At 61.0% G+C, this 22,254-nt stretch carries 21 protein-coding genes; 8 read left to right on the top strand and 13 right to left on the bottom strand.

Annotated elements, in window-relative coordinates:
* Nucleotides 1-33: 33 nt before the first annotated feature.
* Nucleotides 34-312, bottom strand: a complete 279-nt coding sequence (locus AD662_RS20975) for a DUF3509 domain-containing protein (protein WP_003204481.1) — start codon at nucleotides 310-312, stop codon at nucleotides 34-36.
* A gap of 354 nt (nucleotides 313-666) precedes the next feature.
* On the opposite strand from AD662_RS20975, the gene AD662_RS20970 reads away from it, so the two are divergent.
* The 4 genes from AD662_RS20970 (at nucleotide 667) to AD662_RS20955 (ending at nucleotide 4,103) form a co-directional block, all read left to right on the top strand.
* Nucleotides 667-2,505 (top strand): long-chain-acyl-CoA synthetase, encoded by a 1,839-nt coding sequence (locus AD662_RS20970; protein WP_053189668.1) that lies wholly within the window; start codon nucleotides 667-669, stop codon nucleotides 2,503-2,505.
* 94 nt (nucleotides 2,506-2,599) lie between these two features.
* Nucleotides 2,600-3,118: an ankyrin repeat domain-containing protein gene (locus AD662_RS20965; RefSeq protein ID WP_018604674.1), complete on the top strand. Its 519-nt coding sequence runs from the start codon at nucleotides 2,600-2,602 to the stop codon at nucleotides 3,116-3,118.
* Between the two features lie 191 nt (nucleotides 3,119-3,309).
* Nucleotides 3,310-3,840: a hypothetical protein gene (locus tag AD662_RS20960; protein ID WP_018604671.1), complete on the top strand. Its 531-nt coding sequence runs from the start codon at nucleotides 3,310-3,312 to the stop codon at nucleotides 3,838-3,840.
* 71 nt (nucleotides 3,841-3,911) lie between these two features.
* Nucleotides 3,912-4,103 carry a PLDc N-terminal domain-containing protein gene (locus AD662_RS20955; RefSeq protein ID WP_014339608.1) on the top strand — a complete coding sequence of 64 codons (192 nt, stop codon included), beginning with the start codon at nucleotides 3,912-3,914 and terminating at the stop codon, nucleotides 4,101-4,103.
* A 60-nt stretch (nucleotides 4,104-4,163) separates the two neighbouring features.
* Here the strand turns inward: AD662_RS20955 and AD662_RS20950 are convergent, their stop codons facing one another.
* The 9 genes from AD662_RS20950 to gcl all read right to left on the bottom strand — a co-directional run bounded on the left by AD662_RS20950 (nucleotide 4,164) and on the right by gcl (nucleotide 15,272).
* Nucleotides 4,164-5,363 carry an MFS transporter gene (locus tag AD662_RS20950; RefSeq protein ID WP_018604668.1) on the bottom strand — a complete coding sequence of 400 codons (1,200 nt, stop codon included), beginning with the start codon at nucleotides 5,361-5,363 and terminating at the stop codon, nucleotides 4,164-4,166.
* A 308-nt stretch (nucleotides 5,364-5,671) separates the two neighbouring features.
* The gene (locus AD662_RS20945) at nucleotides 5,672-6,670 is read right to left on the bottom strand and encodes a sulfate ABC transporter substrate-binding protein (protein WP_018604667.1); all 999 of its coding nucleotides are present in this window, start codon (nucleotides 6,668-6,670) and stop codon (nucleotides 5,672-5,674) included.
* Nucleotides 6,671-6,763: 93 nt separating this feature from the next.
* On the bottom strand, nucleotides 6,764-7,588 hold the full coding sequence (locus tag AD662_RS20940; RefSeq protein ID WP_018604665.1) for an ion transporter: 825 nt from the start codon (nucleotides 7,586-7,588) through the stop codon (nucleotides 6,764-6,766).
* A gap of 20 nt (nucleotides 7,589-7,608) precedes the next feature.
* Nucleotides 7,609-8,523, bottom strand: coding sequence for an urea transporter (locus AD662_RS20935; RefSeq protein ID WP_053189667.1), 915 nt, complete (start codon nucleotides 8,521-8,523; stop codon nucleotides 7,609-7,611).
* Between the two features lie 191 nt (nucleotides 8,524-8,714).
* Nucleotides 8,715-10,130 carry a pyruvate kinase gene (gene pyk, locus AD662_RS20930; RefSeq protein ID WP_053189666.1) on the bottom strand — a complete coding sequence of 472 codons (1,416 nt, stop codon included), beginning with the start codon at nucleotides 10,128-10,130 and terminating at the stop codon, nucleotides 8,715-8,717.
* Nucleotides 10,120-11,400 carry a glycerate kinase type-2 family protein gene (locus AD662_RS20925; RefSeq protein ID WP_053189665.1) on the bottom strand — a complete coding sequence of 427 codons (1,281 nt, stop codon included), beginning with the start codon at nucleotides 11,398-11,400 and terminating at the stop codon, nucleotides 10,120-10,122. The genes pyk and AD662_RS20925 overlap by 11 nt, the downstream gene beginning before the upstream one ends.
* Nucleotides 11,401-11,551: 151 nt before the next feature.
* The gene (locus tag AD662_RS20920; RefSeq protein ID WP_053189664.1) at nucleotides 11,552-12,442 is read right to left on the bottom strand and encodes a 2-hydroxy-3-oxopropionate reductase; all 891 of its coding nucleotides are present in this window, start codon (nucleotides 12,440-12,442) and stop codon (nucleotides 11,552-11,554) included.
* Nucleotides 12,443-12,588: 146 nt separating this feature from the next.
* Nucleotides 12,589-13,371 carry a hydroxypyruvate isomerase gene (gene hyi / locus AD662_RS20915; RefSeq protein ID WP_053189663.1) on the bottom strand — a complete coding sequence of 261 codons (783 nt, stop codon included), beginning with the start codon at nucleotides 13,369-13,371 and terminating at the stop codon, nucleotides 12,589-12,591.
* 125 nt (nucleotides 13,372-13,496) lie between these two features.
* The gene (gene gcl / locus AD662_RS20910) at nucleotides 13,497-15,272 is read right to left on the bottom strand and encodes a glyoxylate carboligase (RefSeq protein WP_018604654.1); all 1,776 of its coding nucleotides are present in this window, start codon (nucleotides 15,270-15,272) and stop codon (nucleotides 13,497-13,499) included.
* Between the two features lie 268 nt (nucleotides 15,273-15,540).
* Here gcl and AD662_RS20905 point away from each other — a divergent pair, with 268 nt between their 5' ends.
* Both AD662_RS20905 and AD662_RS20900 read left to right on the top strand, forming a co-directional pair.
* Nucleotides 15,541-15,981 carry a GlcG/HbpS family heme-binding protein gene (locus AD662_RS20905; RefSeq protein WP_018604653.1) on the top strand — a complete coding sequence of 147 codons (441 nt, stop codon included), beginning with the start codon at nucleotides 15,541-15,543 and terminating at the stop codon, nucleotides 15,979-15,981.
* Between the two features lie 214 nt (nucleotides 15,982-16,195).
* Entirely contained in the window at nucleotides 16,196-16,654 is a 459-nt protein-coding gene (locus tag AD662_RS20900) for an REP-associated tyrosine transposase (RefSeq protein ID WP_018604651.1), read from the top strand.
* Nucleotides 16,655-16,834: 180 nt separating this feature from the next.
* Here AD662_RS20900 and AD662_RS20895 read toward each other — a convergent pair whose 3' ends face one another.
* Nucleotides 16,835-17,443 (bottom strand): TetR/AcrR family transcriptional regulator, encoded by a 609-nt coding sequence (locus AD662_RS20895; protein ID WP_053182288.1) that lies wholly within the window; start codon nucleotides 17,441-17,443, stop codon nucleotides 16,835-16,837.
* A 131-nt stretch (nucleotides 17,444-17,574) separates the two neighbouring features.
* On the opposite strand from AD662_RS20895, the gene AD662_RS20890 reads away from it, so the two are divergent.
* Nucleotides 17,575-18,489, top strand: a complete 915-nt coding sequence (locus tag AD662_RS20890) for a DUF808 domain-containing protein (RefSeq protein WP_053189662.1) — start codon at nucleotides 17,575-17,577, stop codon at nucleotides 18,487-18,489.
* Nucleotides 18,490-18,623: 134 nt separating this feature from the next.
* Here the strand turns inward: AD662_RS20890 and AD662_RS20885 are convergent, their stop codons facing one another.
* Both AD662_RS20885 and AD662_RS20880 read right to left on the bottom strand, forming a co-directional pair.
* Nucleotides 18,624-19,412, bottom strand: coding sequence for an MlaA family lipoprotein (locus AD662_RS20885; protein ID WP_053182282.1), 789 nt, complete (start codon nucleotides 19,410-19,412; stop codon nucleotides 18,624-18,626).
* Nucleotides 19,405-20,703, bottom strand: coding sequence for an alpha/beta fold hydrolase (locus AD662_RS20880; protein ID WP_003204449.1), 1,299 nt, complete (start codon nucleotides 20,701-20,703; stop codon nucleotides 19,405-19,407). Before AD662_RS20880 ends, AD662_RS20885 begins: the two co-directional genes overlap by 8 nt.
* 423 nt (nucleotides 20,704-21,126) lie before the next feature.
* On the opposite strand from AD662_RS20880, the gene AD662_RS20875 reads away from it, so the two are divergent.
* Nucleotides 21,127-21,981 (top strand): glycine betaine ABC transporter substrate-binding protein, encoded by an 855-nt coding sequence (locus AD662_RS20875; RefSeq protein ID WP_014339592.1) that lies wholly within the window; start codon nucleotides 21,127-21,129, stop codon nucleotides 21,979-21,981.
* The last annotated feature ends 273 nt before the right edge of the window (nucleotides 21,982-22,254 follow it).

Raw genomic sequence — 22,254 nt, 5'->3', positions numbered from 1 at the left:
TTTAGCAAGCAGCACCGCGTTTTTCCAGCAAAATCACGCGCTATGGTAAGTCGGCAAAGCAAACCGATGCTGGCTCTGCAACAAGGTGATCTGTGGCAACTCGCTAGCCTGTTCAGCCAGGTCACGACGAATCGCACTGATCGCCCAGGACAACTGATCCCCCGCATGCAATTGAGCATAGGAAATCGTGCGTTTGAACAGCTTGCCGTCACTATTACGCAAGGTCAGCAAAATGCCGCCATCCGGGCGGGGCTGGGTGGTCACTTCGTAGTTGGAAAACAGGGACGCAAACTTTTCTTGAATCATGTTCATAGTTGACTGCTCCATGTATGGCAAACCGTGGAGAAGAGGTTGCACTGTCTGTGCCAGCATTTGGCTTTATATAAAATCCTTTAAAAACAGATAGTTATGTTTTTGCTGTATTTTTGATTTCGTGCATCTTGCATGAATCGCCATCGTGCATCCTGCATTTTGCGTGGTCGGGCAATGATTTTTGGAACCAAATCGTTTTGCGGCGCTCACGCTTCGCCTGTCTCGGGCAGCGGATACAAAACATTGCAAAAACCGCGTGTACAGCGCCGCAATTGCCAGCGTACTTTCGAGCCAAATCACCTCCTGCCCGATAACAAGAACCGAGACCCACGAGGTCGAACGGGGAAGATCACCATGAGTCGTACACCCAGCGACGCGATTACCTGGGGCATGATGCTGCGCAAGCTGCCAGCCATTGCCAGAGCCGTCCCCCGGATCGTCAAAGGCATGAAGCTGGCCAACGTCCAGGACCCGACCCAGCCTTGCGGCCTGGGCTGGTGTTTCGAGCAGGCCACGCAACGCAATCCCCAGGGCCCGGCACTGCTGTGCGGCGCTACGGTGTTGAGTTATGCACAGGTCAACGCGCAGGCCAATCGCATCGCCCATTACCTGCTGGCCCAGGGCATCGGCAAGGGCGATTGCGTGGCGATATTCATCGAGAACCGGCCACAGCTGTTGATCAGCGTGCTGGCGATGGCCAAGGTTGGCGCGGTCAGTGCCATGCTCAACACCTCGCAAACCGGCGACGCGCTGGTGCACAGCCTGGCCCTGGTCAACCCGGTCGCGGTGGTGGTGGGGGATGAACGGGTCGCGGCCTTCAACGACATACGAGAGCGAACCACTCTATCGAGCAGCAGGACCTGGTGGCTGGCGGATCAGGACAGCGCCGATATCCCGTCCGATGCCCCGTCCGGTTTCATCGACCTGATGGCTGGCAGCGAGGATTACCCAAGCGATAACCCGGCGTGCAGCCAGCAGGTGTTCTGCAACGACCCGTGTTTTTATCTCTACACCTCGGGCACCACCGGGCTGCCCAAGGCTGGGGTGTTTCGCCATGGTCGCTGGATGCGCACGTCCACCAGCTTCGGCCTGATCGCCTTGGACATGCAGCCCGACGATGTCGTGTATTGCACGTTGCCGCTGTACCACGCCACGGGCTTGTGCGTGTGCTGGGGCGCAGCGATCTGTGGTGCATCGGGCTTCGCGATTCGGCGCAAGTTCAGCGCCAGCCAGTTCTGGAACGACGTACGCCGTTATCGGGCGACCACGCTGGGGTATGTCGGTGAGTTGTGCCGCTACCTGATCGACCAGCCTGTCGCTGCCGATGACCGTCACCACGGTGTGAAGAAAATGATCGGCAACGGTCTGCGGCCCGGTGCCTGGTCGACCTTCAAGACCCGGTTTGGCATCGACCACATCTGTGAGCTGTATGCGGCCAGCGACGGCAATATCGGTTTCACCAATATCCTGAATTTCGACAACACCGTCGGGTTTTCCCTGATGGGCTGGGAATTGGTGCAGTACGACCATGCCAGCGGCCTGCCGTTGCGCAACCTGCAAGGTCGCATGCAAAAAGTGCCCAGGGGCCAACCGGGCCTGTTGCTGGCGCGGATCGACGAGAAGGCGCCGCTGGATGGCTACACCGATCAGGCCTTGACCGAAAAAACCATCTGCCGGGATGTCTTTGCGCCGGGTGATCGTTACTTCAATACCGGAGACCTGTTGCGCAACATTGGTTTCGGGCATGGGCAGTTCGTTGATCGACTCGGCGATACCTATCGCTGGAAAGGCGAAAACGTCTCCACCACGGAAGTCGAAAATGTGCTGCTGCAACATCCGCAGGTGGCCGAGGCAGTGGCTTATGGCGTGGAGATCAATGGCACCAATGGCCGTGCCGGCATGGCGGCAATCACTCCGTCCGAATCCCTGGCGACCCTGGACTTCAGCGAGTTGTTGCAGTTTTTGCAAGGCAAGCTGCCTGCCTATGCCGTGCCGCTGTTCCTGCGTATCAAGGTAAAAATGGACACCACCGGCACCTTCAAGTACCAGAAGACTCGCCTCAAGGCCGAAGCGTTCGACCCATGCGTCACCGGGGATGAGCCGATCTTCGCCTGGCTGCCGGGCACCGATACTTACGTGCGGGTGGATCGGCAGCTGGCCGTTCGGATTCAGGGCGGACAATTGCGTTATTGATTCTGACTATGACGGGCACAGTGAAAAAAGGGATGACAGCGCCCGGGTCCCTCGGGAAACTAGCCGCTTTGCGAAGACCCGAGTGGAGTTTCCCATGTCCGATACAAGCCGCCAGATGACCCCGGAAGAGGCTGCGGAGTTTGCCGAGCAGGTGTTCAACGTCGCACGCCAGGGTGATGCGGCCATGATGGCCGCGTTGCTGAGCAAGGGCCTGCCACCCAACCTGCGTAACCACAAGGGCGACACCTTGTTGATGCTGGCCGCTTACCACGGGCATGTGGAAACGGTGAAAGTGCTGCTGGAGCATAAGGCCGATCCGGAAATCCGCAACGACAACGGCCAGAGCCCGATTGCCGGCGCGGCGTTCAAGGGCGACCTGGCAGTGGTTTCGGCGTTGGTGGATGGCGGCGCGCAAGTGGAAGGCGCCTCTTTCGATGGCCGTACCGCGCTGATGATGGCGGCGATGTTCAACCGCGTGGAAATCGTCGACTACCTGATCGGCAAAGGCGCCGACCCGAAAGCCAAGGATGCCAACGGCGTCTCGGCCCTCGATGCCGCCAAGACCATGGGCGCGGTGGACACCACGGCGCAGTTGGAAAAGTTGTTGGGCTGAAAGGCTGTGGGAGCAAAGCTTGCTCGCGATACAGGCACCTCGGTTCCAGAGAGACCGCGTTGTTTTCATCGCGGGCAAGCCTTGCTCCCACAAAATGCTCGTTCACCACAGGTCCTTCTCCAATCCTAATCTGCATGCGAATGCGCTATCCTGCCCGCCCTCAAAACACCCTTCGCCACAGGATTCACCCCATGAAAGCCGCCCTCATCGAACTCATCGGTAAAATCAGCTCTGGCTGCCTCGGCGAGGCGGACATCGCGAAAATCGCTGACGAAGCGGCCCAGGCCTACGCCGATCCGACGGTTTTCCTGGCGGCCAACCCCGATATCAACTACGACGACACGTTCCCCATCCCGTTGGGTGAGTGGGTAGTGGTGGGCAGCCTGCCGGACACCGTGCTGTTCCAGGCCGACACCTACGTGGACCTGTTCGAACAGATCGTCGCCTCGTTCGGCCCCGGCGTGGCGTTCAACCTCAAGCCCAAGCAACTGGCGAAGACCGAAGCCCTGACCGCGCTGAACCGCATCCAGATCCAGATGAGCAGCCTGAACAAGGAAAACGGCGGCTACGTGCTGATGAACTTCAGCCAATTGCTCGACGATGAATTGCAAATGGTGCTGGTGTACGGCAACGACGTGCCGCGGGTGCTGGAGTTGTGTGCCGAAGTCGGCATCACCGCCGCGCCGGCCCTGGAAGCCCTCAAGGTCGCGGTCCACGTCTGAAGCAATAAAACGGAACCCTTGCCTGGCGCCCGCTATCCTAAGGGTGCACATCACCATTTGGGAGCGACACCATGGGTTCCACTTTCAACGGCCTGGTCGGCCTGATCATCCTGGCGCTCGATATCTGGGCGATCATCAATGTACTCAAGAGTGGCGCGCAAATCGGGATGAAAATCCTCTGGGTGCTGCTGATCCTGCTGTTGCCGGTACTGGGCCTGATCATCTGGGCGATTGCCGGACCGCGTGGCAACGTGCGGATTTGACACGCTCCACCCAAAAGCCCGGGCGCTGAAGGCGACCGGGCTTTTTTAGGCGTGGGGTCTTCAGGCCGTGGCCAGGGACGGCTTGCGCGAGGTGCTCAAGAAGCGCAGCAAGGCCAACAGTGGGAAGGCACTGCCGACGATCACCACCCACAACCAGCCGCCGTGTTCGTACACCGCACTGGCAATCGATGAGCCGAAGGCGCCACCGACGAAGATGCTGGTCATGTACAGCGCATTCAGCCGGCTGCGACTCTTGGCATCGAGGGCATAGATGGTGCGCTGGCCCAGGACCATGTTCATCTGCACACAAAAATCCAGGACCACGCCGGTCACTGCCAGGCCGATCACGCTGTACAGCGGATGGATGAACGCCGGCAGGAAACTCAGGCTGGCGAACAACATCGCCAGCAACGAGGCGTTGCGGGTATGGCCGGCATCCGCCAGGCGACCGGCGATGGGGGCGGCGATGGCGCCAATGGCACCGACCAGGGCGAACAAGGCGATTTCAGTCTGGGACAGGCCGTGGTTGCGTGACAGTTCCAGTGGCACGGCGGTCCAGAACAGGCTGAACGTGGCGAACAGGCAAGCCTGGTAGAACGCCCGTTGCCGCAGCAGCGGTTGTTGGCGCAGCAGGGTGCCGAGCGAGCCCAGCAGTTGGCCATAAGAGGCACTGTGGTCAGGCTGGCGCTTGGGCACGGTCAGTGCCAGGACGATGCTGATGGCGGCCATCAACGCGGCGGCGATGATGAACATGGCCCGCCAGCCGAAGTGATCGGCCACCACGCTGGAGACTGGCCGCGCCAGCAGGATCCCCAGCAGCAGGCCGCCCATGATCCCACCCACGACCCGGCCCCGGGTCTCCTCCGGCGCCAGGTGTGCAGCCAGCGGAATCAGGACTTGCACCGACACCGAGCTGAACCCCACCAACAGCGAAACCAGCAGGAATACGTTCGGTTGATCGGTGAACGCTGCCCCTAACAAACTGGCGATCGCCACCACGGTGGTGATGATCATCAGCCGCCGGTTTTCCAGCAAGTCACCCAACGGCACCAGGAAAAACAGGCCCAGGGCATAACCGATCTGGGTCAGCGAGACGATCAGGCTGGCCATGGTGCTGCTCAGGCCGACGTCGGGTGCGATCAGTTCGATGATGGGTTGGGCGTAGTAGATGTTGGCGACGATGGCGCCACAGCAGAAGGCGAAGAGCAGGACCATGCCGCGGGTCAAGGTGCTGCCGGGCGTGGGGGAATGAGCACTCATGGCAATCTCGTCAGTGAACAGGAAAGATGGCGCGAGGCTAAAGCGTTAGGGGGCCCTGGAACAGGGCTTGCGATTGATATCAGACATGCTTGCAGTTGATGATGGGGCGCACAAGGAAGCTGGGGAGATTTTGTGGCAAGGGGATCTCTGGGAGCAAAGCTTGTGTGGTCGGGGCCAGCCTGTGTGGGAGCAAGGCTTGCCCGCGATACAGGCACCTCGGTTCCAGAGGCACCGCGCTGTTTTCATCGCGAGCAAGCTTTGCTCCCACATATCTCCTTGCCACAGGCTCGCGTACAGCTTGTTCTACCTTATTGCCCGCTGTAGATCTGGTCGAAAACCCCACCGTCATTGAAGTGAGTCTTCTGCACCGTGCGCCAGTCGCCGAAGGTTTTTTCCACGGACAGGAAGTCGACTTTCGGGAAGCGGTCGGTGTATTTGGCCAGTACCGCCGGGTCCCGTGGGCGCAGGTAGTTGGCAGCGGCGATTTCCTGGCCTTCGGGCGACCACAGGTACTTGAGGTAGGCCTCGGCGGCTTCGCGGGAGCCTTTTTTCTCGACGACTTTGTCGACCACGCTGACCGGTGGCTCGGCCTCGGCGGACACGCTCGGGTAGATCACTTCGAACTGGTCGCGGCCGAATTCGCGGGCGATCATCTCCGCTTCGTTTTCAAAGGTCACCAGCACGTCGCCGATCTGGTTGGTCATGAAGGTGGTTGTCGCGGCGCGACCGCCGGTGTCCAGTACCGGTGCCTGCTTGAACAGTTTGCCGACGAAGGCCTTGGCCTTGTTCTCGTCACCGCCATTTTTCAGCACGTAACCCCAGGCCGAGAGGTAGGTGTAGCGACCGTTGCCGGAGGTTTTCGGGTTGGGCACGATCACCTGCACACCGTCCTTGAGCAGGTCGGGCCAGTCTTTCAAGGCTTTCGGGTTGCCTTTGCGCACGATGAACACCGTGGCCGAGGTGAACGGCGCGCTGTTGTTCGGCAAGCGGGTGACCCAGTTCTCGGGCACCAGTTTGCCGTTGTCCGCCAGGGCGTTGATGTCGGTGGCCATGTTCATGGTGATGACATCCGCCGGCAGCCCGTCGATCACCGAACGCGCCTGCTTGCTGGAGCCGCCGAACGACATCTGCACGGTGATGTTTTCGTTGTGCTCGGCCTGCCAGTGTTTCTGGAAGGCGGTGTTGTAGTCCTTGTAGAAATCGCGCATCACGTCGTAGGAAACGTTGAGCAGGGTCGGGGCGGCGTGGGCCAGGCTGCCAAAGGTCAGGCCGACGGCGAGAAGAGAGGCGCCAAAGAAGTTCTTCACTGCGAATTCCTTTTTATCAACGGGGGTTCCGGGCAATTAGCCAGCACACTAGCTGCAAGCCTATAGACCTTCAAGCATCAAAAAGTGCTTTGCTTATTCCAATTTCTTAAACAACGCATTGCCACAACGGGAGCAGAAAGCGGCACCGTGTTCGTGGTTGTTTTTGCTGCACACCGGGCAATCGTGCTGGAGCTGGTCGCCGCGCATGGCCGTGGCCAGTTCCGCCGTGAAAATACCCGTTGGCACGGCGATGATCGAGTAACCGGTGATCATCACCAGGGATGACACCACCTGGCCCAGTGGCGTCTTGGGCACGATGTCGCCGAAGCCCACCGTGGTCAGTGTCACGATAGCCCAATAGATGCCTTTGGGGATGCTGGTAAAGCCATTCCCAGGGCCTTCGATGACGTACATCAGCGTGCCGAATACCGTTACCAGGGTCGAGACGCTGACCAGGAACACGATGATTTTCTGCTTGCTCCCCCGCAGTGCCGCCATCAGGTAGTTGGCCTGCTTGAGGTAAGGGCTGAGCTTGAGCACACGGAAAATCCGCAGCATGCGGATGATCCGAATGATCAACAGGTATTGGGCATCGCTGTAGTACAGCGCCAGGATCCCCGGCACGATCGCCAGCAGGTCCACCAGCCCGTAGAAACTGAAGGCATAGCGCAGCGGCTTGGGCGAGCAGTACAGGCGCAGGCCGTACTCGACGATGAAGATGAAGGTGAAGCCCCACTCGATACCGGCCAGCAGGGCCGCGTAGTTTTTGTGCACGCTGTCGATGCTGTCGAGCATCACGATCACCAGGCTGGCGAGGATGATCAACAGCAAGGTGCTGTCGAAGCGCCGGCCGGCGACGGTGTCGGTCTGGAAAATGATCACGTAGAGGCGTTCGCGCCAATTGTTGCTGCTTTGCATAATCGTCGCCTGAACCGGAATCAGCGAAGCCTAGGGCGATTGCCCTGCAGAGCGCAAGGCGCGTTGTCGAGGCTGGCCTGGCGCCACACCCGGCCGCTGGCCTGGATCAGCCAACACGCGAGGATGAACGGTGCCGTCAGTGGGGGAAGGTCGAGGGCGATAAAACCTGGGGCAAGCATGACCGCCAGGAGAATGCCCGCCAGTGGCAGCCAGGGTTGGCGGCGCTGCTGGCTGAGGGCCAGAGCCACCAACACTGGGTTGTAACCGCCAAGGCCGCAAAGGGCGGTTGCGTTTTCATGTTGCGACAAGGCGAAGGCCAGGCCGGCGGCGGAACCGAACAATGCCCAACCGGCAGCGCGACGGTCGGCCAGCAGCAGGCCCGCCGCGATCAGCGCACCGGCCGCCGGATGGCCGAGAAACATGACCTGGCCCAGCCCGCTCAAATGCGCGGCCAGCAGGTTGGGTATCGTCATTTCAATCGTGGTGGTTGGGGGCGGCGGCAGGGTGAAACTCATCAGCAGCCAAGCCAACCCGACAAAAGGCGCGGTGTAGGCGGGCAGGCATCGAGGGCCTCGGCTGCGCTTGAGCCATTGCTGGGTCAGCATCGCGCTGAGACCGCCTGCGGCGATGATCAACGGTGGCAACAGGACGGACCAGGGCAACGCAAGGCTCAACAGCAAGCCCAGCAGGATGCCGTTGTAGCTGAACAGCCCGGCTTGCCGGTCGGCCTTGGTGTAACCGCGTCGCTGGGCCGTGAGCAACCCGGCCACCCCGCCCAGCAACGCACCGCCGAACAGGGCGGGCGCAGTGAGCAGGATCGCCAGCAGGCACAGCAGGCCGCACAACGGATGGCGCTGGAGGAAGATCTGGCTGAAGCCGTTGAGCAGGGCGGTGGCCCAGTCGGGGCAGTGGGTGGTGGAAGAATGGTTGGGCATGATGGGTCAGAGGTAAGAGAGCACTGTGGCCAGAGATAGCCCCGTAGGAGCTGTGTAGGAGCGGTGTAGGAGCTGTCGAGTGCAACGAGGCTGCGATCTTTCCCCTACCCATTGAGTCGAGAGCGAACGATCAAGATCAAAAGATCGCAGGCTTCGCCAGCTCCTACAGAAACAACTCTGGTCACAGAAAATTAGATCAACGTCTCAATGCGCAACGAATTGGTCGACCCCGGCTGCCCGAACGGCACGCCCGCGGTGATCAGCAAGGTATCGCCGCGCTGGGCCATGCCTTGGGCCTGGGCGATTTCCAGGGCGGTGGAACAGACTTCATCCACCTGCTTCAACCGATCGTTGACCACCGAGTGCACGCCCCAGGCCACCGTCAGGCGGCGAGCGGCCTGCAGGTTCGGTGTGAGGTTGAGGATCGGCACCGTCGGCCGTTCCCGCGCCGCCCGTAGACTGGAGCTGCCCGATTCGCTGTAGTTCACCAGCACCGCCACTGGCAGCACGTTGCTGATGCGACGGATCGCGCAACTGATCGCATCCGACACCGTGGCCTCGGCTTTTGGCCGGCTGACATCCAGTTGCGCCTGGTAGTCGGGGCCGTTTTCCACTTGGCGGATGATCTTGCTCATCATCTGCACGGCTTCGAGGGGGTAGTCCCCGGAAGCGGTTTCCGCCGACAGCATCACCGCATCGGCCCCCTCGGCCACGGCGTTGGCCACGTCGGTGACTTCGGCGCGGGTGGGTGCTGGGGAGAAGCGCATCGACTCGAGCATCTGCGTCGCCACCACCACCGGTTTGCCGAGGGCGCGGCAGGTGCCGATGATGTTCTTCTGAATCTGCGGCACGCTCTCGGCCGGGACTTCGACACCCAGGTCACCGCGAGCAACCATGATCGCGTCACTCAACTCGGCGATTTCCCGCAATTGGGCCACCGCCGACGGCTTCTCGATCTTCGCCATCAGGAACGCCTGGTTGCCGATCAGCGCGCGAGCCTCGCGGATGTCCTCGGGACGCTGGACGAACGACAGCGCCACCCAGTCCACGCCCAGCTCCAGGCCGAAACTCAAGTCGCGCCGGTCCTTGGCAGTCAGCGGGCTCAGGTCGAGCACGGCCTGGGGCACGTTCACGCCTTTGCGGTCCGACAGTTCGCCGCCGTTGAGCACTTCGGTGTCGATGGCGTCGCAGTGCCTGGCGGTCACGCGCAGGCGCAACTTGCCGTCGTCCAGCAGCAGGTCCATGCCGGGCTCCAGGGCCGCGATGATCTCCGGGTGGGGCAGGTTGACCCGGCGTTGATCGCCGGGCGTCGGGTCCAGGTCCAGACGCAGGGCCTGGCCGCGTTGCAGCAGGACCTTGCCGTCGGCGAACCGGCCGACCCGCAACTTCGGGCCTTGCAGGTCCATCAGGATGCCCAGCGGGTAATTGAGCTGCTGCTCGACCTCGCGAATCCACTGGTAGCGCTGGGCGTGGTCGGCATGCTCGCCGTGGCTGAAGTTCAGGCGGAAGATGTTCACGCCGGCCTGTACCAGCGCGCGGATGTCATCGATGCCGCGGGTGGCGGGACCTAGGGTGGCGAGGATCTTGACCTTTTTATCAGGCGTCATGTTCGGGGTTCTCAAGGATCAGGATGGCGCGAAAGTCGTTGACGTTGGTGCGGGTCGGTTCGGTGACGATCAGCCCATCCAGGGCGGCGAAGTAGCCGTAGCCGTTGTTGTTGTCCAACGCGTCGCTGGCGCTCAGGCCCAATTCGGCGGCGCGGCGATAGCTGTCCGGGGTCATGAGGGCACCGGCGTTGTCTTCGGAACCGTCGATGCCGTCGGTGTCGCCGGCCAGCGCGTAGATGCCGGGATGACCCTTGAGGCTGTCGGTCAGGCTCAGCAGGAATTCTGCATTGCGCCCGCCACGACCGTCGCCGCGCACGGTGACGGTGGTTTCGCCGCCGGAGAGGATCACGCACGGCGCCGCCAGTGGCTGGCCGTGCAGGGCGATTTGCCGGGCGATGCCAGCGTGGACTTTCGCCACCTCCCGGGATTCGCCTTCCAGGTCGCCGAGGATCAACGGGCTGAAACCGGCCTGGCGCGCCTTCACTGCCGCGGCCTCCAATGACTGCTGGGGGCGGGCGATCAATTGGAAGTGGTTGCGGGCCAGGCTCGGGTCGCCGGGCTTGACGGTTTCCGATGCCGGGCTTTGCAACCAGTTGCGCACCGAGGCTGGCACCTCGATCTGGTAGCGCTGGAGAATCGCCAGGGCTTCGGCCGACGTGCTGGGGTCGGCCACGGTAGGGCCGGAGGCAATGACCGTGGCAAGATCCCCGGGCACATCGGAGATCGCGTAGGTGTACACCGTCGCCGGCCAGCAGGCCTTGCCCAGGCGCCCGCCCTTGATCGCCGAGAGGTGCTTGCGCACGCAGTTCATCTCGCCGATGGTCGCGCCGGATTTGAGCAGGGCTTTGTTGATCGATTGCTTGTCGGCCAGGGTGATGCCTTCGGCGGGCAAGGCCAGCAGGGCAGAACCGCCGCCGGACAGCAGGAAGATCACCCGATCGTTTTCGCTGAGGTTGCTGACCATTTCCAGCACCCGCTGGGCCACGGCCAGGCCTGCGGCATCAGGCACCGGGTGGGCGGCTTCCACTACTTCGATTTTCTGACAGGGCGCGCCATGGCCGTAGCGGGTCACCACCAGGCCAGACACTTCGCCCTGCCAGCAGCGCTCGACCACTTGCGCCATGGCCGCCGCGGCCTTGCCGGCACCGATGACGATCACTCGGCCGCTGCGGTCGCTGGGCAGGTAGCGTTCAAGGACGTGTTGCGGATGGGCCGCGTCAATGGCTGTGGCAAACAGCTCGCGCAGCAGTTGTTGCGGATCGACCGACATGGCGGGCTCCCGGGATTCTTGTTATTTGAAGGGCAACGCAGACCCCTGTGGGAGCGGGCTTGCTCGCGAAGGCGGTGTGTCAGTCAATACTTCATTGGCAGATCGATCACTTTCGCGAGCAAGCCCGCTCCCACAAGGGTTTTTTGGTGTGTCAGTTGTCGCGGATGGAGAAATTGGCCATGTGCTCCAACCCCTTGATCAGCGCCGAGTGATCCCAGTGGCTGCCGCCGATGGCCGCGCAGGTGCTGAACACTTGTTGGGCGTTGGCGGTGTTGGGCAGGTTGATGTTCAGTTCCCTGGCGCCTTGCAGCGCCAGGTTCAGGTCCTTCTGGTGCAGGCTGATGCGGAAGCCCGGGTCGAAGGTGCCCTTGATCATGCGTTCGCCGTGTACTTCGAGGATCTTCGACGAAGCGAAACCGCCCATCAGCGCTTCACGGACCTTGGCCGGGTCGGCACCGTTTTTCGAGGCGAACAACAACGCTTCGGCTACCGCCTGGATGTTCAAGGCAACGATGATCTGGTTCGCCACTTTGGCGGTCTGGCCATCGCCGTTGCCGCCCACCAAGGTGATGTTCTTGCCCATGGCCTGGAACAGCGGCAGGGCCCGCTCGAAGGCGGCGCTGTCGCCACCGACCATGATGCTCAGCGTCGCGGCCTTGGCGCCGACTTCTCCGCCGGACACCGGTGCATCGAGGTACTGCGCGCCTTTTTCATTGATCTTCGCCGCGAACGCCTTGGTGGCGGTGGGGGAGATCGAGCTCATGTCAATGACCACCTTGCCCGCGCCCACGCCCGCCGCCACGCCGTCGGCGCGGAACAGCACGTCGTCGACCTGCGGCGTGTCCGGGACCATGACGATGATGAACTCGGCTTCCTGGGCCACTTCCTTCGGGTTGGCCAGCGCCACCGCGCCACCCGCCAGCAAGTCGGCCGGGGCCGGGTCATGGTGTTGGGACAGGAACAGGCTGTGACCGGCCTTTTGCAGGTTCAGTGCCATGGGGTGGCCCATGATGCCGGTGCCGATGAATCCGATTTTAGCCATGGGGAAATCCTCTTGTTGTTATCGCTGCTCGTAGGAGCTGTCGAGCGAAGCGAGGCTGCGATCTTTTGATCTTTCGCCCGGGACTCAAGTGTCAGGGGAAAGATCGCAGCCTCGTTGCACTCGGCAGCTCCTACAGGGGAAGGTGTTCAGGTCGCGTTATGGGTTTTCAGCCACTCCAGACCCGCTTCGGTGGTGGTCAGCGGCTTGTATTCGCAGCCGACCCAACCCGTGTAGCCGATGCGGTCCAGGTGTTCGAACAGGAAGCGATAGTTGATCTCGCCCGTGCCCGGCTCGTTGCGGCCCGGGTTGTCCGCCAGTTGCACGTGGTTGATCTCGCCCAGGTGCGCCGACAGGGTCCGGGCCAGGTCACCTTCCATGATCTGCATGTGGTAGATGTCGTACTGCAGAAACAGGTTGGCGCTGCCCACCTGCTCGCGGATCGACAGGGCCTGGGCGGTGTTGTTCAGGTAGAAGCCGGGAATGTCACGGGTGTTGATGGCTTCCATTACCAGCTTGATGCCGTTGGCCTGCAGCTTCTCGGCGGCGTATTTCAGGTTGGCGACGAAGGTTTTCTCCACCAGGGTTTCACTGCAGTTCTGCGGGCGAATCCCGGCCAGGCAGTTGACCTGGGTGTTGCCCAGCACCTGGGCGTAGGCGATGGCCAGGTCGACACCGGCGCGGAACTCCTCGACCCGGTCCGGCAGGCAGGCAATGCCGCGCTCGCCCTTGGCCCAGTCACCGGCCGGCAGGTTGAACAGCACCTGGGTCAGGCCGTTGGCGTCGAGCAAGGCCTTGAGTTCGGCGGAGCTGTAGTCATAAGGAAACAGGTATTCGACACCACTGAAACCGGCCTTGGCGGCGGCTTCGAAACGGGCGAGAAAATCCTGCTCGGTGAACAGCATGGACAGGTTGGCGGCGAAACGCGGCATGGTGGTCTCCTGTAAGTATTTGGCAAACCCCTCTGTGGGAGCGGGCTTGCTCGCGAAAGCGGTGTATCAGCCGACATCTTTGTTGGATCTGAAGCCGTCTTCGCGAGCAAGCCCGCTCCCACAGGTCAATCGAGTAGCGAAATGGCAGTCGGTGCATCGTTGCCCACAAGCGCCAGATCTTCAAATTCATTGACGGCGTTGATCTCGGTGCCCATGGAAATGTTGGTCACCCGTTCCAGGATGATCTCGACGATCACCGGCACCTTGAACTCCTCGATCATCGCCTGGGCCTGGCGCAGGGCCGGCTGGATGCCGGACGGTTCGAACACCCGCAGGGCCTTGCATCCCAGGCCTTCGGCCACGGCAACGTGATCCACGCCATAACCGTTGAGTTCCGGGGCGTTGAGGTTGTCGAAGGACAGCTGCACGCAGTAGTCCATGTCGAACCCGCGCTGGGCCTGGCGAATCAAGCCCAGGTAGGAGTTGTTCACCACGACATGGATGTAGGGCAGTTTGAACTGCGCACCCACCGCCAGCTCTTCGATCATGAACTGGAAGTCATAGTCGCCCGACAGCGCCACGACCTTGCGGCTCGGATCGGCCTTGACCACCCCCAGCGCGGCCGGAATGGTCCAGCCCAAGGGGCCGGCCTGACCGCAGTTGATCCAGTGGCGCGGCTTGTAGACATGGAGGAACTGCGCCCCGGCGATCTGCGACAGGCCAATGGTGCTGACGTAGCAGGTGTCCTTGCCGAACACCTGGTTCATTTCTTCGTACACGCGCTGTGGCTTGACCGGCACATTGTCGAAATGCGTCTTGCGTTGCAGGCTGGCCTTGCGTTGCTGGCAGTCTTGCAACCAGGCGTCGCGGTTTTTCAGCTTGCCGGCGGCTTGCCATTCACGGGCCACTTCGATGAACACCGTCAGGGCCGAGGCGGCATCGGAGACGATACCCAGGTCGGGCGTGAAGACACGGCCGATCTGGGTCGGCTCGATGTCCACGTGAATGAACGTGCGGCCTTCGGTGTAGACGTCCACCGAACCGGTATGACGGTTGGCCCAGCGGTTGCCGACGCCCAGCACCACGTCCGACTTGAGCAAGGTGGCGTTGCCGTAGCGATGGGAGGTTTGCAGGCCGACCATGCCGACCATCAGTGGGTGATCGTCGGGGATGGTGCCCCAGCCCATCAAGGTAGGGATGACGGGAATGCCGGTCAGTTCGGCGAACTCCACCAGCAGTTCGCTGGCATCGGCGTTGATGATGCCGCCACCGGCCACCAGCAACGGACGCTCAGCCTGATTGAGCATCGCCAGGGCTTTCTCGATCTGCACGCGGTTGGCCGCGGGTTTGGCCAGGGGCAGTGGCTGGTAGGCGTCGATGTCGAATTCGATCTCGGCCATCTGCACGTCGAACGGCAGGTCGATCAGCACCGGGCCCGGACGGCCGGAGCGCATCTCAAAGAACGCCTTCTGGAAGGCATACGGCACCTGGCCGGGCTCCAGCACGGTGGTTGCCCACTTGGTCACGGGTTTGACGATGCTGGTGATATCCACAGCCTGGAAGTCTTCCTTGTGCAGACGGGCGCGGGGGGCTTGCCCGGTGATGCACAGGATCGGGATCGAATCGGCCGAGGCGCTGTAGAGCCCGGTCACCATGTCGGTGCCGGCCGGGCCCGAGGTGCCGATGCACACGCCGATATTGCCAGCCTTGGTGCGGGTGTAGCCCTCGGCCATGTGCGAGGCGCCTTCAACGTGGCGAGCAAGGACGTGATCGATGCCACCCACCTTCTGCAGGGCGGAGTACAGCGGGTTGATCGCGGCACCCGGGATACCGAAGGCGGTGTCCACGCCTTCACGGCGCATTACCAGAACGGCGGCTTCGATTGCTCTCATTTTGCTCATTGTTTTGTGCCTCTTACGTTTTGTAATTGTATACAAATGGCTTTGCGCAGAGTGTATTCACGGTAAACGGCGCAGGTCAATCCATTTCCTCAAGCATCTGTTTCATTCGTCGGAAGGCCAGGTTTTGCTACGGCCTTCCATCGATTAAGGTGCTTTGTGAAAATTATTGTATACAAAAATATGTATTGTTGTGTTCTATTTGTTGTGTTCGGTTTTGCTGAAAGTGAAGCCCACAAGGCTCTCCCATAACAAAAGAAGGACAGCACCCATGAGCGTTCTAACCTTGAAAATCGCCGTCAACCTGGCCGGGCAAGCCCTTGCCGCCGGTCGTGAAATCAGCGCTGCGCCCCTGACCGTCGCGGTCCTGGACAGCGGCGGGCACCTGGTTGCCTTGCAGCGCGAAGACGGCGCCAGCCTGCTTCGCCCGCAGATCGCCATCGGCAAGGCTTGGGGCGCCATCGCCCTGGGCAAAGGCTCACGCCTGCTGGCCCAGGACGCCCAGCAACGCCCGGCGTTTTTCGCGGCATTGAACGGGCTGGGGCAGGGCAACGTCGTACCGGCACCGGGTGGGGTGTTGATCAGGGATCAGGATGGGAAGGTGCTGGGGGCGATTGGTGTCAGTGGTGATGTTTCGGATGTGGATGAGCAGGTGGCGGTCAGGGCGGTGGAGGCGCTGCGGTTGAGGGCGGATGTGGGGGTTACTGTTTGATTTTGCGGTGAATTGACTGGCGTTTTCGCGAGCAAGCTCGCTCCCACTGGATCTGGTTGTCGACACAAAATGTGTGAACATTGCACATCCCCTGTGGGAGCGGGCTTGCTCGCGAAGGCAATCGACCAGACACATCCGGCTAAAGAGTCTGACCATGATGTTGTATTCACAGCGCTAGCCTTTTAGGACTTCATTGGGAAAGGAGGGCGACGGAATGCCTGTACGCTCAGCTTCACATCGCTTGCGTATCGGTCGCTATGCAGAGCAGAACCGCATCTACTTATTGACCGCCAATACACTAGAGCGCGAACCGGTCTTCAAAGACTATGGCTTGGGCAGAACTGTTATCCGTCAATTCCGGGCGGTACAGGAGCAGGGCATTGCTGACTCCCTGGCTTTTGTCGTCATGCCTGATCATGTTCATTGGTTGATTCAACTGCACCGTGGGTCCTTGGGGCAGTTGATGTGTCGGGTGAAGTCCATCAGTGCCAAGGGAGTCAACGAGGCGGCTGGTAGGGCTGGCAGCCTTTGGCAACCGGGTTACCATGATCGAGCGCTGCGGCGGGAAGAGGATTTGGTAAAGCTGGCTCGCTATGTTGTGGCAAATCCACTGCGGGCAGGTCTGGTAGAGCGACTTGGCGACTATCCGTTGTGGGATGCCATCTGGCTTTGACTTGAAATCGAGTCGCCGCCTTCGCGAGCAAGCCCGCTCCCACAAGGGATCTGTGGCGAACATTGGATCAGTGAACACTGGGGACCCTGTGGGAGCGGGCTTGCTCGCGAAGACGGCGGCATGTTCAGCATATTCACAAACTGACCCACCGCTTTCGATAAAGGCGATGGGGTCCTGAGCCTAGCGATCCACCTCACACCCCTTCAACACCAACCGAATAATCGTCTGCGCCGCCGCTTCGTAATCCGCTTCATCCAGCTTGGCCTTGCCGGTCACGGCGCTGATCTGCCAGTCGAAATCGGCATAGGTCTGGGTGGCGGCCCAGATGCTGAACATCAGGTGGTTGGGATCGATGGGGGCGATCTGGCCGCGGTCGATCCAGGTTTGGATGCAGTCGATGTTGTGCCGGGCCTGGGCGTTGAGTTGGTCCACCAGGTCGGGGCTCAGGTGGGGGGCGCCGTGCATGATTTCGCTGGCGAAGACTTTCGAGGCGAAGGGCAGGTCGCGGGAGATGCGGATCTTTGAGCGGATGTAGTGGCTCAGCACCTCACCGGGCACGCCGTCGGCGTTGAACGGTGTCGAAGCCTGGAGAATCGGCTCGATGATGCTTTCCAGGACCTCGCGGTAGAGGTTTTCCTTGGATTTGAAGTAGTAGTAGACGTTGGGTTTGGGCAGGCCTGCCTTGGCCGCGATGTCGCTGGTCTTGGTCGCGGCGAAGCCCTTGTCGGCAAATTCTTCGCTGGCGGCACGCAGGATCAATTCTTTGTTGCGCTCGCGGATAGTGCTCATAAACCCAGGGGTTCCTTGCCTGTTCTGGCGGTGGCGCATGGTAGCACCGGCCTCGCGCGGCGCTCAAGAATGCCCCAAGGCACCACGGCTCGCGGTATGCTTCGCGGCATCATTATTCAAGGAGCCCCTTCATGGCCGGAAGCAGTTTGCTGGTACTGATCGACGATATCGCCACCGTGCTCGACGATGTTGCGCTGATGACCAAAATGGCCGCCAAGAAAACCGCCGGTGTGCTCGGCGATGACTTGGCGCTCAATGCCCAGCAGGTGTCAGGTGTGCGTGCCGAGCGGGAACTGCCGGTGGTGTGGGCGGTGGCCAAGGGGTCGTTCATCAACAAATTGATCCTGGTGCCGTCGGCGCTGGCGATCAGCGCCTTCGTTCCTTGGTTGGTGACACCGTTGTTGATGGTGGGCGGCGCCTACCTGTGTTTCGAAGGGTTCGAAAAACTGGCCCACAAGTTCCTTCACAGCAAGGCCGAAGATCAGGCCGAACATGCGCAACTGGTCGAGGCGGTGGCTGATCCGGCGGTCGATCTGGTGGCCTTTGAAAAGGACAAGATCAAGGGCGCGGTACGCACCGACTTCATCCTGTCGGCGGAAATCATCGCCATCACCCTCGGCACCGTCGCCGATGCGCCGCTGACTCAACAGGTGATCGTGCTGTCGGGTATTGCGATTGTCATGACCGTCGGTGTGTACGGCCTGGTGGCGGGCATCGTCAAGCTCGATGACCTGGGGCTCTGGTTGACGCAGAAGCCAGGACAGGTCGCCAAAAGCATCGGCGGGGCCATCCTGCGCGCAGCGCCCTATATGATGAAAAGCTTGTCGGTGATCGGCACCGCAGCGATGTTCCTGGTGGGCGGTGGCATCCTGACCCATGGCGTGCCGGCGGTGCATCATTGGATCGAAAGCGTGACGGCCAGCGCTGGCGGGGCCGGGTTTATCGTGCCGATGTTGCTCAATGCGGTGGCGGGGATTGTCGCGGGGGCGGTGGTGTTGGTCGGGGTGCTGGCTGTCAGTAAGGTCTGGAAGACGCTCAAAGGCTAAAACTGACAACTCATAACCACTGTGGGAGCGGGCTTGCTCGCGAATGCGGTGTGTCAGTTGACGAACATGTCATCTGGCACACCGCATTCGCGAGCAAGCCCGCTCCCACATTGGGATTTGCGTCAGGCGTTGGTTTATTCGGCAATCTGCAACTTGCGCGACTCGGTGTACACGTAGCGCACCTTTTCATATTCGAACGGCGTGTTCAGTTGCCCGTAGCGGAAACTGGTCTGGTAGCGCTTGTCCACACCGCGCAGGAGCAGCAACTCCGGGTGGTTGGAGCTGACTTCGGAGACGTTCAGGAAGTTGATCGCCGATTCGGCTGTGTAGTCCACCAGCAGGCCCGAAGTGTCGCGCAGGTTTGAAGGGCCGAAGATCGGTAGCACGAAATACGCGCCGCCAGGCACGCCGTAGAAGCCCAGGGTCTGGCCGAAATCTTCGCTCTGGCGCGGCAGGCCCATGGCGGTGGCTGGGTCCCACAGGCCGGCGATGCCGACGGTGGTGTTGAGCAGCAGTCGTGCCGTGGTTTCCATCGAACGCTTGCCCTTGAATTGCAGCAGGCTGTTCATCAGGTTAGGCACGTCCCCCAGGTTGTTGAAGAAGTTGCTGACCCCGGTGCGCATGAAGCTGGGGGTGATGTAGCGGTAGCCATCGACAACGGGCAGGAACACCCACTGGTCGAAGCGGTAGTTGAAGTGATAGACCCGGCGGTTCCACGACTCCAGCGGGTCATAGACGTTCAGGGCGTTTAGGGTCGAGCGCTCGAACTCGCGCTGGTCCAGCCCCGGGTTGAACTTGAGCTTGGTCAACGGTTCCTTGAAACCGTCCGAATCCACCACCACTGGCGCATTGGCCTTGCTGTTGTCGGCGTGGACCATGCCCGCGCTTATTAACGCGGCGATAAGCAGCAGATATTTAGCCACGGAAGAACTCCAGCATGGCGTCGCTGTTGACGCGGTAGTTAAGGTTGCCGCAGTGGCCGCCCAGTGGATAAACCGTCAGGCGATCGCCAAAGGTCTTGCGCAGGAAACCCAGGTCGCCCGGGCCGAGAATGACGTCGTCGGCGTTGTGCATGACGGCAATCTTCGGGCTGTCGTGCAGGTAATCCTTCAACGCGTACAGGCTGACCTGGTCGACCAGTTGCAGCAGGCTGCCGCCGTCGGTGCGCGCGCGCCACATCGGGATCACCTGCTCGGTGAGGTAACAGTCGAAATCGCATTGCAATGCACGCTTGAGGAATGGCGTCAGGCTGGTGCTTTCGGTAATCGGGAACTTGGGCGGGATGATCAGGCCGCGCCGGTTGATCAGGTCCGAGGTGAACGCGATGTCAGCCGCCGAGAAGCGGAACGAGGTGCCGATCAACATGGCCATCTGCTCGTTGCTCAGGTGTTGCTTGGACTGCTGGAAGTCATAGAGCAGCGCATCGTTGAGGTCGATGTAGCCTTTTTGCTGGAAGTAGCGGGTCAGCTTGTTCAGCACCAGCTCATAGAAGGTCGTGGTGTTGTTGATGCCCTTGACCTCGGTCTGGACCAGTTTGTCCAGGTTGGTGATCGAGGTGTAGAGGTTCACTGGCGGGTTCAGCAGCAGCACCTTCTTGAAGTTGAAGCTGCGCCGGGTTTCGTCCAGGTGTGCGACGAAGGCCGCGTCCAGGGCACCTAGGCTATAACCGGTCAGGTAATACTCGGTCACCGGCAGCTTGGGGTTCTGCGCGCGCACGGCCTGCATCACCCGGTACATGTCTTCGGCGTCTTCCTTGGAAATGCCTGGCGTGGCGAAGCGTGAAGCGGCGCTCATGAAGTCGAAGCTGGTGGGCGATGACAACTGCACCACGTGGTAGCCGGCCTTGTAGTAGAGGCGCTTGAGGTATTCATTAATGCTACTGTCAAAGCGCGCACCGGTGCCGGCGATGAGGAAGATCAGCGGCGCGGGTTTGTCCTGGGTGGCCATGCGGTAGGTGAGGCTTTTCACCGGCCAGAAGTTGTCCGGCAGGATGAACTCGCGTTCCGGGCGCAGGGTCAGGCTGTGGTCCGCCTGGTTGATGTCTTCGATCAGCGGCAACTCCGGACGCAGGTCCGGTGGCGTGGTGGCGATGGTCGCCTCGAACGGGTTGGTCAAGGGGTAGCCATAGCTGGCGGCGTCAATATCTGCCGCCAGCGCGGACGCACTCAGGATAAGGCCGCCGAGAAGGGCAGCGAAGCGCAAGGAACGGAGCATGACTGGATCCCTTAAAGGAAGGTGCCGAATGAGGTTCGCAGGCTATGACCACCGAAGCAGAGCCAAGTGCCATGATGGGCACAAAACAGGCACGGACGGGGTGCGATAGTAGCGGGACGATACACGGTCGTGCGCGGCGGCGGCTAGTTATCTGGCGTTTGCCGGATATGACGGCTAAACCTCACGTGTGGCGGTGCTACAAATGCCCTGAACTGAGAGCTGGCGTTCTGATGTCGTTTCTCGTTGCCTCGACGTCGCAGACAGAGCAGGTTCCGGATCGGCGCAGGTTGATGATCAGCGAGTCAGTACTCCACTGGCGTTCAGGCCGGTTTGAGGGCGAGCGTGATGGGGGCGCTGAGCATCATAACTATACGTTGACGCCGCCCGGCATCCGTCGGGCGCAGCACTTTCGGGGAAGTAACGATGAAGATGCGACGACTCTTGGGCGCAGGTGCCGCACTGGTACTGGCCATCAGTTCCACCTTGGCCAGCGCCGAAACCAAAACCCTGAGCATCGGTTACGTTGACGGCTGGTCCGACAGCGTCGCGACCACCCACGTGGCCGCCGAAGTGATCAAGCAGAAACTCGGTTATGACGTGAAGTTGCAAGCGGTCGCGACCGGGATCATGTGGCAAGGCGTGGCCACCGGTAAACTCGACGCGATGCTCTCGGCCTGGCTGCCAGTGACTCACGGCGACTATTGGACCAAGAACAAGGACCAGGTGGTCGATTACGGCCCCAACTTCAAGGACGCGAAAATCGGCCTGATCGTGCCGGAGTACGTCAAGGCCAAGTCGCTTGAGGATCTCAAGACCGACGACTCCTTCAAGAAGCGTATCGTCGGCATCGACGCCGGTTCTGGCGTGATGCTCAAGACCGAACAGGCTATCAAGGATTACGACCTGACCGGTTATCAACTCAAGGCCAGTTCCGGCGCTGGCATGATTGCCGAGCTGACCCGTGCCGAGAAGAAAAACGAATCCATCGCCGTTACCGGTTGGGTGCCGCACTGGATGTTCGCCAAGTGGAAACTGCGCTTCCTGGAAGACCCGAAAGGCGTCTACGGCGCGGCTGAGACTGTAAACAGCATCGGCAGCAAGGGCCTGGAGGCCAAGGCGCCGGAAGTGGTCGAGTTCCTGAAGAAGTTCCAGTGGGCTTCGAAAGACGAGATCGGCGAAGTCATGCTGGCGATTCAGGAAGGTGCCAAGCCTGACGCTGCTGCCAAGGACTGGGTCGCCAAGCACCCGGATCGCGTGAAGGAGTGGACCGGCAAGTAATCGGCCTGGTTTAGCTGTTCCGAAAAGCCGCATGACTTGTGTCATGCGGCTTTTTTTTGTGCCCGCAGATCCTTGGTCCTGCACAAATCCCTGTGGGAGCGGGCTTGCTCGCGAATGCGATTTTTCAGTTAACCATGTGTTGACTGACACACTGCATTCGCGAGCAAGCCCGCTCCCACAAAGGGAACTGCGGAAAATGTGAAGGAAACGGGCAACACCGTCATGTCGTTCTAATACTAAGGTCGTCTGGAACCTGGCCTTGAGCCGCATAGA

It is taken from the genome of Pseudomonas kilonensis (assembly GCF_001269885.1).
Classification (GTDB): Bacteria; Pseudomonadota; Gammaproteobacteria; order Pseudomonadales; family Pseudomonadaceae; genus Aquipseudomonas; species Aquipseudomonas kilonensis.
This window is presented reverse-complemented; position numbering and strand designations above follow the sequence as displayed.

Excerpts from the sequence above, each read along its gene's own strand:
- AD662_RS20975 (WP_003204481.1), bottom strand. The coding sequence starts at position 312 with ATGAACATGATTCAAGAAAAGTTTGCGTCCCTGTTTTCCAACTACGAA.
- AD662_RS20970 (WP_053189668.1), top strand. The coding sequence starts at position 667 with ATGAGTCGTACACCCAGCGACGCGATTACCTGGGGCATGATGCTGCGC.
- AD662_RS20965 (WP_018604674.1), top strand. The coding sequence starts at position 2,600 with ATGTCCGATACAAGCCGCCAGATGACCCCGGAAGAGGCTGCGGAGTTT.
- AD662_RS20960 (WP_018604671.1), top strand. The coding sequence starts at position 3,310 with ATGAAAGCCGCCCTCATCGAACTCATCGGTAAAATCAGCTCTGGCTGC.
- AD662_RS20955 (WP_014339608.1), top strand. The coding sequence starts at position 3,912 with ATGGGTTCCACTTTCAACGGCCTGGTCGGCCTGATCATCCTGGCGCTC.
- AD662_RS20950 (WP_018604668.1), bottom strand. The coding sequence starts at position 5,363 with ATGAGTGCTCATTCCCCCACGCCCGGCAGCACCTTGACCCGCGGCATG.
- AD662_RS20940 (WP_018604665.1), bottom strand. The coding sequence starts at position 7,588 with ATGCAAAGCAGCAACAATTGGCGCGAACGCCTCTACGTGATCATTTTC.
- AD662_RS20935 (WP_053189667.1), bottom strand. The coding sequence starts at position 8,523 with ATGCCCAACCATTCTTCCACCACCCACTGCCCCGACTGGGCCACCGCC.
- pyk (WP_053189666.1), bottom strand. The coding sequence starts at position 10,130 with ATGACGCCTGATAAAAAGGTCAAGATCCTCGCCACCCTAGGTCCCGCC.
- AD662_RS20925 (WP_053189665.1), bottom strand. The coding sequence starts at position 11,400 with ATGTCGGTCGATCCGCAACAACTGCTGCGCGAGCTGTTTGCCACAGCC.
- AD662_RS20920 (WP_053189664.1), bottom strand. The coding sequence starts at position 12,442 with ATGGCTAAAATCGGATTCATCGGCACCGGCATCATGGGCCACCCCATG.
- hyi (WP_053189663.1), bottom strand. The coding sequence starts at position 13,371 with ATGCCGCGTTTCGCCGCCAACCTGTCCATGCTGTTCACCGAGCAGGAT.
- gcl (WP_018604654.1), bottom strand. The coding sequence starts at position 15,272 with ATGAGCAAAATGAGAGCAATCGAAGCCGCCGTTCTGGTAATGCGCCGT.
- AD662_RS20905 (WP_018604653.1), top strand. The coding sequence starts at position 15,541 with ATGAGCGTTCTAACCTTGAAAATCGCCGTCAACCTGGCCGGGCAAGCC.
- AD662_RS20900 (WP_018604651.1), top strand. The coding sequence starts at position 16,196 with ATGCCTGTACGCTCAGCTTCACATCGCTTGCGTATCGGTCGCTATGCA.
- AD662_RS20895 (WP_053182288.1), bottom strand. The coding sequence starts at position 17,443 with ATGAGCACTATCCGCGAGCGCAACAAAGAATTGATCCTGCGTGCCGCC.
- AD662_RS20890 (WP_053189662.1), top strand. The coding sequence starts at position 17,575 with ATGGCCGGAAGCAGTTTGCTGGTACTGATCGACGATATCGCCACCGTG.
- AD662_RS20880 (WP_003204449.1), bottom strand. The coding sequence starts at position 20,703 with ATGCTCCGTTCCTTGCGCTTCGCTGCCCTTCTCGGCGGCCTTATCCTG.
- AD662_RS20875 (WP_014339592.1), top strand. The coding sequence starts at position 21,127 with ATGAAGATGCGACGACTCTTGGGCGCAGGTGCCGCACTGGTACTGGCC.